7 protein-coding genes and 2 pseudogenes are annotated in these 14,057 nt (G+C 45.1%); 4 read left to right on the forward strand and 5 right to left on the reverse strand.

What is annotated here, in order from left to right; genetic code table 11:
* The first annotated feature begins 565 nt into the window (after window positions 1-565).
* The gene (locus tag AACL23_RS09060) at window positions 566-6,457 is read left to right on the forward strand and encodes a YopT-type cysteine protease domain-containing protein (protein ID WP_339051284.1); all 5,892 of its coding nucleotides are present in this window, start codon (window positions 566-568) and stop codon (window positions 6,455-6,457) included.
* A gap of 164 nt (window positions 6,458-6,621) precedes the next feature.
* On the opposite strand, the gene AACL23_RS09065 is transcribed toward AACL23_RS09060, so the two are convergent.
* Window positions 6,622-7,740: a JmjC domain-containing protein gene (locus tag AACL23_RS09065; RefSeq protein WP_339051285.1), complete on the reverse strand. Its 1,119-nt coding sequence runs from the start codon at window positions 7,738-7,740 to the stop codon at window positions 6,622-6,624.
* A 296-nt stretch (window positions 7,741-8,036) separates the two neighbouring features.
* Window positions 8,037-8,153 carry a helix-turn-helix transcriptional regulator gene (locus AACL23_RS09070; protein ID WP_234813614.1) on the reverse strand — a complete coding sequence of 39 codons (117 nt, stop codon included), beginning with the start codon at window positions 8,151-8,153 and terminating at the stop codon, window positions 8,037-8,039.
* 112 nt (window positions 8,154-8,265) lie between these two features.
* Between AACL23_RS09070 and AACL23_RS09075 the strand changes: the two are divergent.
* The 3 genes and pseudogenes from AACL23_RS09075 to AACL23_RS09085 form a co-directional block, all read left to right on the forward strand.
* Window positions 8,266-8,403, forward strand: a pseudogene (locus AACL23_RS09075) (recombinase family protein); the annotation flags it as partial.
* Window positions 8,404-8,405: 2 nt separating this feature from the next.
* Window positions 8,406-8,782, forward strand: a pseudogene (locus AACL23_RS09080) (helix-turn-helix transcriptional regulator); the annotation flags it as partial.
* A 479-nt stretch (window positions 8,783-9,261) separates the two neighbouring features.
* Complete coding sequence (locus tag AACL23_RS09085; protein ID WP_339051288.1) at window positions 9,262-9,837, forward strand: hypothetical protein; 576 nt, start codon at window positions 9,262-9,264, stop codon at window positions 9,835-9,837.
* A gap of 560 nt (window positions 9,838-10,397) precedes the next feature.
* Here the strand turns inward: AACL23_RS09085 and AACL23_RS09090 are convergent.
* Genes AACL23_RS09090 through dcm form a run of 3 tightly spaced genes read right to left on the reverse strand, consistent with a single transcriptional unit; the run spans window position 10,398 to window position 13,371 of the window.
* Window positions 10,398-11,633, reverse strand: a complete 1,236-nt coding sequence (locus AACL23_RS09090; protein WP_339051290.1) for a type II restriction endonuclease — start codon at window positions 11,631-11,633, stop codon at window positions 10,398-10,400.
* A complete protein-coding gene (locus tag AACL23_RS09095; protein ID WP_095033918.1) occupies window positions 11,630-12,076 on the reverse strand; it encodes a very short patch repair endonuclease in 447 nt (148 codons plus the stop codon). The genes AACL23_RS09090 and AACL23_RS09095 overlap by 4 nt, the downstream gene beginning before the upstream one ends.
* Window positions 12,076-13,371 carry a DNA (cytosine-5-)-methyltransferase gene (gene dcm / locus AACL23_RS09100; RefSeq protein ID WP_422389635.1) on the reverse strand — a complete coding sequence of 432 codons (1,296 nt, stop codon included), beginning with the start codon at window positions 13,369-13,371 and terminating at the stop codon, window positions 12,076-12,078. The genes AACL23_RS09095 and dcm overlap by 1 nt, the downstream gene beginning before the upstream one ends.
* Window positions 13,372-14,057 lie beyond the last annotated feature (686 nt).

Here is a 14,057-nt window from a genome sequence, read left to right on the forward strand (position 1 = left end):
TCTACTCTCTGATTTTCAGAAGGTTCAGGGTAAAACAGCACTTTTCGCGCGGGGGTGACATGTCTGCGTCAATAGCTCTCTAGACATGAACAGATACCTCGGAGTTAAAAAATTCACGTACGACGGCAAGCCAATCCAGAAAACAGGCGGTGAGAAAAATATTGCCCAATTTTTGGCCGAATATTCATACGGCTATTGAGTTTGTTTTTCAACAATCAGGGAAGCCTTATCTTGTTTAGCTATATTTTTCTTTAATACGGCACAACCAGTTTGATTCTCTCAATAATTCTATGCGGGGAGATTTATTTACCTGAACGGTGAAAAGTCTAATTAATGTTTCATTAAGGTTTAAAGTCACATGGAAACAATCAAAAAAAGATCCCACACTTTTTGACGGGGATAAAAAATAAATCCTTCTTTCTTTTATTAAAAATTTTCTACTGTTCAATTAAAACAAACTAAAATTAATTATAATTGATGAATAATGAATCATTCCTAATTCATTAAAATAAATTCACATTAATTGACTTTAATTAACATTAAAAAATCACAAGGAAGTGAGCTTATGTCTCAGAAGTATTCAACGACTTTGGTTTCCCCCTCTCATTTTTTTACATTTAATCAATACGATTATTTTGGCATCAAAACCAGAGACAGAATTGATCTGATCAAACAGTTATCACCCTATTATGAAAACAAGGGGTTATGTCTGGCCTTATCGATTCGCTATCTGATTGAAGAACGCCATCATCCTATGAGGGGCGGTAAAAATTATCTGTTTTGGTTAAAAAATCTGGTGAACAGTGAAACTGATGCCGCCCTCACCACAAAAGACGTGGAAGATATTAATGCTGTTCAGAAAAAAATCCTCAATCACTATCGTCGTCAACATTTATCCACGGAACTTGAAAAGCTGGTCGCCCTCAACAGCAGCCAGGAGATGGAAATCGCCGCCAGAGAATTAAAAAAGGAGTTAAAAAGCCCTACAGATGCTACATCGTCTCAACGTAACAAAGATTTGAGAAATTATACTCAAGATTTGTTTATTCAAGCTCGTCAAGAGTACGCAGACAGTGTCGAGGCCAGTGGCTTAAAATTTGATATTCAGCAGACTAACATGATCACGCATTTAAGTTCACGTATCAAAATTTCCTATTTACATTTTCTTCATCAACTCAAAGATCTGAATGAAAATAAATATTATTTACTCTGTATTGGCCAGCATGCCATGGCCGTCAGTTTTATTAAAAAGAACAATAAACATTACTGGACATTCTTTGATCCGAATATCGGCGCCTTCTCTTTTGAACATTATGAACAATGGCATTATTTTATGAGTCACACTCTTTTTTATAGTGTGATCCCGGGGACTGAAAAAAGAAGATATGATTTTTCTGATTTAAAGAATATCAAAAATGCAACTATTGTTTACACCCCTTTTATTACTAAAAATAATCAAACTTATAATGAGCCTTATAATCCTGCCTGGAAAAACGTATTTGATGATGAAGAGCATTATTTAATACTTTCTTTGTTCAATTTACAGAAACAAAACAAAAAATTCCGGTTGAGTGAGGACATTGAAGCGCAGATTACAGGCTATATTCAAGATAAAAAAAGAAAAAAAATCCATCAAATTGAACTCAAAATTTTTTATCAAAATACAGAAAAAAAGCTCATACTACCCTTTCATTCATGGAATGAAATACGTCAGTTGATGAATAAACGAATCGACAGCCGCGGTCAATTGATACTCAATGATGAGCTCATTCAGGGCCCCTTCACGGATGTGCAGCTGATCAGTGATTTAACCCCTGCTGACACGCTGTCTGGCAGAGTCAGACAGGCCATCACCCTCATCAGTAAAATTGCTGAGGGGAGTTTGGCGTATGATTTTATTGCGCAGGATGAAGGGATATATCAATTATTCAAAGGATTTTTTCAAAATGACCAGAATGGTTTGGATAAATACGCTTTGATGTCAGTGATTTTCAATATCAGGGAAAATCAGCAATGGATGTCTCAAGCGAAAAAGTTATTAATGATGGAGAGCCTTCACGGTAAATTCACGCAGGTCACCGATCAGCAGGCACTGGAAATCTGTTCTCAAGCGAACATCCTTAAAAACAGACACACCCTGGATTTGATCTCTTTATTGTTCAAGGAAAATTATCCCGATTTTTCTTTACGTGCCATTGCTCAAACGGTGTATATTTTTAATGGCTATCAAGATTCACATCGGGATGCCCATGCCCATGCCCATGCCCATGCCCATGCCCATGCCCTGGGCCTTTTATGGATGAAAAATCAAATGAGGGCTCAGGGAGAGGCCGACTTTTTTTCAAATGCCATCAGCACCCATACTTTCCTGAATCATCAAAAATCAGATATCCCGCTCAATCAGGAAGATGAGCATCGATTAAGCGCCTTCAACGAAAAATTTTCCTCCTTAAGACAGAAGATAGAAAAAAATGATCCCCATTTTTTTCAAACCAATGACGCTTTGACGGTCAAATTACCTCAAAAAAAGGGGTTTTACTGGATACTGTCTGATAAACACCTCCTGGGATTCACCATTAAAGAGGAGAAGCTCACGCTGTATGATCCGAATTTTGGGGAAATCATTCAACAAAAAAAAACCAGCCCTCATCGATTGACCCGGTTTCTGAAAGCGTATCTGGATTGTAAGGTCGATGGTCATCAAACCCGGGGAGAGCTGTATGGTTTTAGACAGTTCGAAGGGCATTACCGCTTCACCATCAAGGAAGCCCATCTCGATCGTCTGACCCCCTCAACAAAGACAGAGCTGGACCACTTCAATACCTTTATGGCCGGTTATACCGCTGAAAAAAAGTGGATTGAAAAATTGCCTGAAGTCACGATGGAAGGACTGTCTTTTGCGCCTGCCCTGATGGATAAAATGGGGGGAATGAAAAAAAACAGAACCCTGTCATCCCGTGATTTTAAACAGACGGAATTTTCTTTCTCTGAGCTTCAGTTTCATGCTCAAAAGCTCAAATCTTATTTCTCTGAAACAGAGATTTCCGATCCCCATTTTAAAACCGCGATAGACATATTGAGAAAAAAATCACAGCAGGCTTCTCAAGGGAATTTCTTAATGGGTGGGAATATGGAAGACAAAATGGACGCCACTGCTTTAAAAGCATTACTCGCAAGAGAGTCCTTTCAGTCTTCTTCCGACGGCGTCAAAAAGACGACCCTCCTGAAAACGTTATCCTCCCCTCATCATGCAAAAATCATGACCCGTCTCCATCATTCAATGCAATTTTATGCGTACTGGCTGGCGTTTCGCGAATGGATCACAGTCAGTGAACTTCTGTACAATCCCCATTTAACCGAAGAACAGAGAACCCATTTCAACGGACAACTGACCCTGCTCAAAGCCGCTTTAAGTGCAAACCTGTTGACGGATCTGGCCGGGCTGGGGTTACATCAATGGGGAACGCATTTAAATAAAATGAGTCAGCATCTGATGTCGTACTCTGCTATCAAAAAAATACAGTTTGACCTCGGGCGTCTCTTAACCCGATATGGCGCCCCTGTGTTACAAATGTTTAATGCCGGATTTGATATTTATGATGGGGTGAATGCATTGAAGGCGTTATCTGGCACGGCGGATCATGCTAGAAGACAGGATTTGATTGTGCAAGCCACGCTGTCTGGGGCGGGGGCACTGCTCTCTATTTCTGTGGGGATGATTTATATGGTCGCCATCACGACGGCTTCCGCCACCGCGGCGACCCTGGCCGCCTTCGCCGGCCCTGTCGGCCTGGGGGCAGGGGTCGTCTTGCTGGCCGCCAGTCAGCTCTATAAGGGATTTCGTCAGCTGGAAGATCTTCAAAAACACATTGAATTGACCACCACAGAAAAGTGGCACAACCTGGGGCGGGCGCTTTTGGGACTGGATATCAGTGCCCCCATCAAGGAGAGATATGACCAGACCCTCACCCGCACCCGGGTTCGGGCAGACTATGACGGGAAATTACGCAAACAGGCAGAGGCCCTGTTTGATCAACCGGCCTGGTCGGATATCGCAGAGTACTACTACAGTGCAGGGGACTTTACACTCACAAAACGCTTTTTTAAAAAAATCCTCTGTGTAGAAAATGGTTTTAATGCCTCTGTCATGACGACATTAGAGGATAATATTTATCCTGATGATGTAGCAAGTAAATTAACCGACCATTCTGCTTCTGACGATGTACAAAAAAATCTCATCGAGATTGTGGACAGTGAACATTATTATTTTGAAGCCTCTCCTCTACATGGGGTAAACGACCTCATTGAGGCGACTTCTCACTCAGACAAGCCCGAGCCACCCTTACAAAACGCCTCACTTTTTAAGATTGAGCGAGAATGGAGTCAGGGGCCTCTGACCGCCTTGTTTCATTTGGGGGATGGCAATGACAGGGCCAGAGGGAGACTAGAGAGAAAAAATATTTTTAAAGGGGGCCAAGGGTCGAAGCATTATACGGGAGGTAATCAAGCCGACGTCTTTTATTTATTCATAGCCGCCCTACCTGGAAAACCGAGCTATTTTGACGGAAATGGCGGAGAAGATCTGATCATCGCGGAGCATGGCTTAAAAGACAGCGGTTATCTAGGATATGCGATTAATTTACGACAAAACGAAGTGCGGTATATCAACCTCAAAGAGAAAGAGCAGGGTCCCTTATTAGCCAACTTAAAAAGTATAGAGCATATCCATGGTCATAGAGAGACATCAGATTATTTAGTGGGGAATGAAAAAAACAATATTCTGAACGGATTGGGGGGCAGAGATGAAATCTGGGGGCATGGAGGAAACGACACCTTAATCCTGGAACAGGGCATCGCCTACGGAGGCGGTGGAATTGATCACACCATTATCTTAAAAAACACCCAACCTCATCCGGTGACAGTCAGGATTGACGACGAGGGAGAAGAGGCCCTCTCTTTGATCACTTTTCAGTACAGATATGAGGAAATCAAAGACGTTACACTTCATCTCAATGATGATGGACAATATGATCTGCAAATTCTTTTAAAAGCAAAAGATAAGGCAGAAACGACTGCCATCATAAAGAATGCGTATCAATGCGAGGGGGCAGAGAAAAACCAGTGGTTGTCAAGCAGTGCCTATATTTTCAATACATCGGATGGCATCTCCTTATTTGCCCAATTTCCTGAGTTGATTCAAAAAAATGCTCAAGGAGAGTTGCCCTTTATTCCCCGGTTCCAGGCCCAGTACACGACCCTGCTCGATGCCCCCCATCAAGACTATTTTAAAATGCAAGAGCCAGACAACATCAGGCTGAGCCTCAACAAAAGCCCTGACGGGGATTTTGTGAGTGTGGGTAAAGACACCCTTCGACTGAGCCTCAATACGCAGTTGGTCCTCAACGATACGCCTTTTGATGACATTTTAAATGGCGACAGGCAGGATAATGTGCTGATCAGCAGCAGAGGCAACGACAAGTTAAGGGGAGGAAAGGGGCAGGATATTTATCAGATTCAAATGAAAGACAGCGCTCAGACAGAGCGCACCGTCTCTATCGACAATAAGGATGATCAGGCGGAGCCTGAGGTCGATCTGCTGATGTTACCGTTCAAGATAGAGGACCTTAAGATCGAAACCAGCGGTCAGCATGTGATATTAAGCCCATCGAATGAGCCTCAAACAAACCTCAGGATAAAGCTGCTCGACTTTATTCGCGACAGGGCTTATCGACACCTCATGCTGATGGATGTTGAGCAGCAGTTATTTGACATTTCCCTGAATCAGGAGAATCGCCCTTATTTTTCTCATCCACAGAGCCAGGTGAATGCGACAGAAAACGCCGATTTTTTGCGGATTTATGGAGGAGATGTTCTGGCCGATAACACCCTGGATTCTAAAGGAGGCAATGACAGTATTTTCGACAACAGTGATCGTTTACATACCCTCAGAGGAGGGGAAGGTGACGACACCATTATTGCCCCGAAAGGCAATAAAAAGCTCTTTGGGGATGCCGGTCATGACCAGTTATTTTCAGGACAAGGGAATGATGAACTCAATGGCGGGCAAGGAAACGACCGTCTTTCAGGAGGGAAGGGAGATGACACTTATTTCATTCACCGTCAAGACGATCGCACCCATATCGAAGACAGTGGGGGAACCGATAAAATAGTGTTGACGGGAATGGCCCTGAACGATCTCAGAGTGGTCAAAAAGGATGAAGATATGTATTTATTTTCAGCGCAAGAGGACGCCCGAACCCCTTTTTCTATCAAAATAAAAAAAGGGGCCAGTTCTTCTGAACACAAGATAGAACATTTATTTGTAAACGGACAAGTCGCTTTAATAGAGGAAATCGCTTCGTGGGATGCCAATGAAAAACAGGCATTCATCGATCAGCATAATCACGCTTTCCTGTTTCAAGGTGGGCCTTTCAGTGGATTAGGAGGCGTTTTTTAATCTCTACTTACTCAGAAAATAAAAAAATCCCTCTGAAAGAGGGCCTTTCAAAGGGACAGCCATAGGGCTATAACATCAGGGAATTTTCATCACCATACCAAAGTATGAGAGTAAATGATACTTATATTTATGTGATTTTTGATGAAAATCATTCATCAATGGCATCAGTCTTTTTTTATGGATGAGAAATACCAATACCCTTGATTCATCAGCAAGGTTAACTGTGCCAAAAAATCGTCCTCGTTGATGAATTTTATGAGCATCTGGCCATCAATCATCCTGTGACGTGCCAGAATATTCCAGGCGTCGGCATGATCTGAGTCAAGCGACTCGCCGTTGACAAAATAGCGGTTGCCGATATGTAACATACGTAGCCCCATTAATCGGCGCAATGAATTTCCCTGTTTTAATAAGGTCTGAACCTGTGAAGGGGCGTATACCTCTGCCTCCGGTGCCTTCGGCAACTCATAGGCGGTTTGAGACATCTCCTGAGCAAACCAGGTTGCCAGATGTTCTCTCTTCTGGAACAGGAATTGGCTCATCATATCCTGGAGGGCGATGATGTCTTGTGGCCGAATTTCAGTCGGGTCGTCACGCAGGAGTAAATCGGGCGAGGGAGCATACTCAATGCCTCGATGGCTTTCATCTGAAAGCGACTCAGTCCATTTCCTTATCATGCGCAGGCTGTTGTCTGTCCAAAAATGAAGGCAGTAACTCAGGGCGGCTTCGGACGAAATGGCTTCATGGGCAGAGCCTTTGGGGATATACAGCATATCCCCGGAACTCAGCTCTTCATCCATCATTGCTTCAGAAAAGTCGTTCTGACCATCATCAACCGGCGATGACCCTCGATCTCCTACACGCCATCGGCTGCGTCCCATTCCTTGTATCACCAACACGTCAGACGGTTTAGTCTGAGGACCAATCCCACCGCCGGGGACTGAAAAAAACACCGTCAGCGCTTCTGTGACCCAATCGGGGAAAACACGAAACAGAGACAGAAATGCTTCAGCAGCTCTGTGCCAATGGTGAATGGCTTCCACCCGTAATGACCAGTTCCGTTGACCTAAGGACGCATATCCATTAAAGGCTTGATGCACTAATTGACATTTTCCGTGACGCCTTTGAATGAGTTGGCTCTCAAGGGCTTTTTCTATGACCAGTTTTTCCAGCTCTTCAGGCGAAACCGGATTGATAAAATGAGAAATCGCTTTTTTTAAAAATACAGGATGTTTTTGCCAATGGTGTTGTAAAAAATCTTCCCAGTTGATGATGAGATGCATGTACTACAATCTCCCTGTTGATAATAAAAATGAATGAAACACGCCTACCATCAAAGTTTTTTTGACGGCATCGTATTTCATTTAAAATAATGATATCAAATAAAATATTCATTCGCACTTATTATTATATTGATATTTTTTATTATTCTTACCGACAGAAAAAGAGGAGGGAGAGTCTGTTACAGTCAATTCAACAAGACGGAGACCCGCCGCTATTACAGACTCATATCGAGTAGCTGACTGGCCGGACTCAGGAGTTTCTGTGGAATATAGTGATCGTAACCTTTATGATGGCATTACTCCCCGAACTGAGACAAAGAGTTAACTCCTGCTTTACCATATATCGCCTGTAATTTATTTTCGACTGTACGGGGCGATAACCCCAGATGAAGAGCGATGAGCTTACGGCTCATATTTTGCAACACACAAAAGATGACCTCAAGTTCCTTTTCAGTAAACAGGTTTTCTGGCGGATAAAATAAAAAGTAGCCTAGCCTGTGACAATAACTGTTTTTTTAGTAATACATTCTCCACGATCTTGATGATTTGCGCCGCATTGAGTTCGTCAAAGAACATCTGCCCTTTACCGGAGAAGACTCCCCCATGGCCAATCTGATGTTATCTGTCATGGGGGCCTTGGCTGAATTTGAGTGTGCCTTGATTAATATGCCCCCAAATTTCGAATATATGATGATGGAGTAGTTTTAGGAACTTTTTTTATGCTGAAAAGTTCAGTTTCATCTCTATCAATGATTTTTTTAGTCATTTAAAGCCCTCCGTTCTTACATTGGATCCTCCTGTCGATACTTTTACAGAAAAAGAACTGGATATCATATTTTACGCTTTTCAAAAGCTTTCCCCCAAAGACATCGGGATAAAATTGTCTCTCTTCCATAGAACTGTCGAGAACAGATTACAAGGAATTTATGACAAAATTAAAGTCAATTCACTGGATGGATTGATAGAATACTGCCACACAACCGGACTCGATCACCATGTTCCGAAAAAGTGGTTAAGAGAGGGGGTGGGATTTTTTTGGTAATACTCGAGGGTTTCTTTGTGGACGTTTATAAAATAACCGATAGCGACGCCATTTATCTATAACAACGTCAGTTAGGCCTAAGCAAAGTCAATTTTTACTGTAGATTTCTACAAATCAGATGCAATTTGGTTTACAAGGTTTTAACCAATAAACCACTCTGCCGCAGAGTCAATTGACAATAAAATCAGGGATTTTACGATGAAGAGAATGTTCTATTTGACAAAGGTTTTTGAGTTATTCAAAAATGATTTCAATATCAATGAGCGTTTGTGCAATAAGGCTAGATCAAATTCAAAGTGCTTAATGGGGTGCATATTTTGATTTTCAAAAATATACCTTACTACCTTACGGGATTGACAATTTTTTTTCTTCTTTTTAAGTCTGGTCTGTGCCTGGCTTCTTCCCCTAAACTTGAAATTGGCATTTTATTCTCTCTGCCCCACAATGTGCAGGAGGAGAGCCAAAAACTTTCAGGGGAGGTGACACGCCGGTTAATCGCTCATTTTCCAGAAAATCCCCCAAAAAATATCCCTCATATTTCGCTGTTTCAATTAAAAATAGAGGAAAGCCGTTTGCCGGAATTGATTGAAAATCTTGGCGTTTTTCTCAAAAAAAATCCATTTTTGCCAACTCTGACAATGCGATCCTCTTTAACCGATACCCAGGAAAATATTTTTTGGACTGTTGAAAGAATCGATGATGAAACGAATCTGAATGACTTTCACAAAAGCATTGTAGAGATAGCAGCGGCATATCGTTCGAGTGAGCTCATGGAACAAGTGCGTATGCTTCGAAATCTTTCACTAGACCAACGCGAGAAAGTTAAAAATTATGGCATTTTTTGGGGCCTTCCAGGCAATCTTAATCCTCATATCACTCTTTTTTACGATTCAGGAGTAGACCGAAAAGATCAAAACAAGACATTCATTTCTATAAAAGATCTCATTGGAGAGATAGCGGTCACACCAGGGATTGTTTTTAAAGCTCAAAGTCTGGCTATTGGAAAGCTTGGGCGATCGGGTAACGTTGAGAAGATCCTGCACAAATTTGAGTGAATCACTAATTTGACCTAGTCACTTCGGTAAACCAGGACGCCCTAAACGAGCTAATTCAGGATGTGCTGAAAGCAGGGATATTTTATGGTTATGTCGCGCATTAAAGAATGCCTTTTCTTTGAAACAGGTTAAAATGTATACCGGTCTTTCTGAAGACAGTTTAAACAAATTTCTTCATTAGCCATCCACTTTAAAGAAACAAGATCCTATGCCTGTTAATTTTTTATATCGATAGTCGCCCAAAATGATGTGTCCTGAGCTGTAATACACTGACTGCCTTTATAAGCAATTTTCGCGCCTTCCATTGTTGGCTCTTACCATCTGGAAACGGGAAACGCCACTACAGGCTTTTCATGGGCCTTAAAATCGAAAAATAACATACCCCTTAAGTTGACCCGTTCGCCACAGCTTTGGCTGAGGCGTACCGCAGGAGCGGAGCGACAAGGAACGAACTGTACTGATCAACTAAATTTGGCCACTACAATCAGGGAAATTCCAAATCATGGATCGTCTCAGAAAACGGAAAAAATCGTACGCCAATCCGAGGTTCAGTTAAGTGCTCACGCATGCTGTCTGGCACGAACCAGTTCTGTGAAGCTGGCAACGTCCATCAACCATGTCTTCTGGGATGGCGTATAGGTCTGGTACAGACTTCGCGGCAGAACGAGCTGCAGTCGCTTTGCTGCCATTTCATCGGTCTGGTGCGTGGAGATTGCTGTTTCCAGAGTCAGCAGATGCTTGTCATTAATCCTGTCTGCTTCAGCAAGAACCTGCCGCCAGCGATCCTTGCAGGTCGATTTCACGCCAAGCATCGTCAGTTTCAGCGGGTCGAAAGCCGGGTTATGGTATTCGGTCACGCCAGGAAACAGAAAATCAGGCTTGGCCTTGTTCTCTGTTACGGCTGTTCGCGTATATCGGAGGCCGTTTTCCGCAAACAGCACTTCCAGATGGTTTTCCAGGGCAAGGCCGACACGACTTTTGCGCCGATTTTGCACAGACAGGGAGAAGGACAGGAAGCCATCAACATCAACCGCCGCGACGCTGGCCTTGCCGGAGAATCCCTGCGATAGCCGGTCGGCGATAAGGTAGCTCTCAAGCGTGCGGAAAAGTATTTCCTCGCGCTCCATCCACGTCATCAGAACAAGGTCTGGCTGATCCTGTGGGGAAAGGTCTTTGAGTGTAGAGCGCGCATAAGCCGAAAATTCGCGTGTAGTCGGAAAGCGTCCAGCGAAGCGGGAAAGCATATCATCAAGGTAGGTGTCCTCGGATGTTTGAACCTCAATTCCGATGTTTTCCAGAATGAACCGGGAGGGAAAATCGATGCGGAACTGTTCTGTTTTCAGCCAGGACTTTACCGAAAAGTCGCAGTGCGCCAGATCGGCAAGGCCAAATAGCCATTCAATCTGCCGCCCAATGCTTGAACCATTCTCGGCAATGATGACAAGCAGGCCGCCGTCCCGCTTTTTGGCGATAACAAGCAAATCACCTTCGTATGCGTTCAGGGATACATTTGTGGTAGGAAAGTACAGATGGTATTCCGGGGCGCGTGGTTTTCCCTTACGGCAGTTGTACAGCGTCAGAAACGCATCTTCCACGATGGGGTCGGGATCGTCGTCGGTGAGATAGAGGAAACGGGCGGGTATTCTCGTCTTCTCTTCAGGACTGCCAAGGAATACCCGCACATTCTTTGTGGCGTGGTATTCGTGCTGGTTTGAACGTGTCTCATCAGCCTCTACCGCGCTTAGCTTCTTGGCGGCGACCCCTTCAAAATACTCTGACAGATACCCTGGATTCATTGCCTCACCTCGATCAATGGGGCGACGCTACGAAGCCATTCTGAAAGACTCTGTGCTACGCCCTCAATATTTTTCCCAGCGCCGCGAAGGGCGCATTCCCATACGATGCCTACTCGCCAGCCATTTGCCAGCAGGGATTCTCTGACAAGGTTGTCCTTAGCCTGGTTTCGCCCGATCTTCTCGCGCCAAAAGTCCGGGCGTGTTCCGGGCCATTTGAACAGTGGGCAGTCGTGCCCATGCCAGAAGCATCCATGCACAAATACTATCGCATGGTAGCGAGGCAGAACTATGTCAGGCTTGCCCGGCAGATCGCGGACATGAAGGCGAAACCGGAAACCGTGAAGGTGCAGAAGGCGGCGGATCAGGATCTCCGGTTTTGTATTTCGCCCACGTATGCCTGACATCATCCGGCTACGTGTCGCGCTGTCTACTACGTCAACCATCAGGAAAACAGGGGCAATGCAAGTGAGGTGCCGTCTCGTTCATGCGCGATCTGCGCCCGCACGTGGGGCGTCATGATGCGGGCGACTTCCTGCATGACCGGCATGACGACGCTATTGCCGAACTGACGGTAAGCCTGTGTATCACTGACAGGTATCTGGAAAGCGTCAGGGAAGCCCATCAGGCGGGCGCATTCGCGTGGCGTCAGGCGTCTCGGCCGTTTGTTGCTGCCCTGCCATACCAGGATTTCTGACCCGTCCTTGTGATACCGGGCTGACAGTGTGCGTGTCACACTGTCGGGATAGGCCATACCAAAGCCGAACCCATTGCCGGCGGCGCGGTGCTTGTCTGCATAGGCCTGAAGGTAGGCCCACAGGTTGGGCGTCAACGTGTATCGGAGCGGCACGGCCCGCCTGTCGTGATCGAAAAAGCGCTCTCCATCCCAGGGGAGCACCGGCTCTGTGCCATCCGTCCTGTGCAGAATTGACGCAAGGCGCGGACCTTCTTCCGGTAGTTTCAGGTCATCCCATGAGAAGCCCGTTTTTTCGCGGAAACCGACGATGATGATTCGTTCGCGATGCTGCGGTGTGAAGTGCTGCCCGTCGATTACCCTGTAATGCACATCATAGCCCAGCTCGTCCCTGAGCGTTTGCAGGATGACGTTGAAGGTGTGGCCCTTGTTGTGTGAAAGCAGGTTCTTGACGTTTTCCAGCAGGAACGCCCTGGGGCGTCTGGTGGCGATGATACGGGCCACGTCAAAGAACAGGGTTCCCTGCGTGGTGCATTTGAAACCATGTGGGCGGCCCAGCGAATTCTTTTTGCTGACGCCCGCAATACTGAACGGCTGGCAGGGGAACCCGGCGAGCAGTACATCATGGTCCGGCACGTCCTCTGCCGGATATGGAACGATGTCACCCACAAACGGATGAGGGGCGCCGTAGTTCTGAATGTAGGTCTTTTTCGAGAACCTGTTCCATTCGCTGGTAAAAACGCATTCACCGCCCTGAGCATCGAAGCCCATACGGATGCCGCCAATGCCGGCGAACAGGTCAATGAAGCGGAAGCGGGGGCTCACTTTTTTTGTGCGGGCGGCGGGTTGTTGCAGCAGGTCGCGCAACACGGGTTCGAGCATTGACGGACAGGGCGTTTCGCCTTTTTCCCATCGCCTTACGGTCCTGGTGTCCTTGCCTGCATGTTCGGCTATTTCGCGTTGCGTGAACCTGCTGCGAGCCTGTTTCAGGAGTTCTGGTGGCTGGGCATGTGTCATATCTTGCTCTCTGGGAATTTTTGCGGACATTATGTCTTATAATATTCCCTTTTACCAGGATCTTGTGAAAGCTCTGTATCATTTTGAGTCATGCTTTAATCATGGCAGCAGCAGGGGCTTTAGTTGATGACAAATCAATATAAGAAATCAACAAAACATGGCATGACCCGTACGGCTCTCGGCGCCCAAAACAGGCTTGGCAGGGGTCTTAAAATCGAATGAAGCTGAGGGTGAGATAATCACTCCCAAGGATATTGTAACTGGCTGCATACCGTCAACCCATACCTATCAAGACTATCTGAATGCCTGGACACACTTTTGCTCCAGTCAGGCTGTAACCGACGCAGACCGCCACATTGCGCGCGAGTCAGTGTTTTCCTACTTCAGTGGTGAACCCCTGCAAAGCTCTGAAATAAAGAGTCTGGCCTAAAAGCTGAGCTCTACGATGCTTTATCAATGATGCTTCAGGAGGTTTGCCAAAACCTCAACTGAGCGCCCTGGCAGTCCTATCGGTATTGCCGGTCGTCAGCCAAGTAACTTTGAATCTCTTGTTCCATCCAGTCTTAACCTCAAAATTTTTCACATGTGAAAGTTCATTCTTGTTTTATTCGGCTAGTACAAAGTACTTTGCCCCGAAACAATCTATTATCCAACCCCTGCTGGCGCCCATTTTGGGCAATTATAGATTCAATATTGGACGGATTATAATTTGATTC

The organism is Candidatus Williamhamiltonella endosymbiont of Tuberolachnus salignus (assembly GCF_964019775.1).
GTDB lineage: Bacteria > Pseudomonadota > Gammaproteobacteria > Enterobacterales > Enterobacteriaceae > Hamiltonella > Hamiltonella defendens.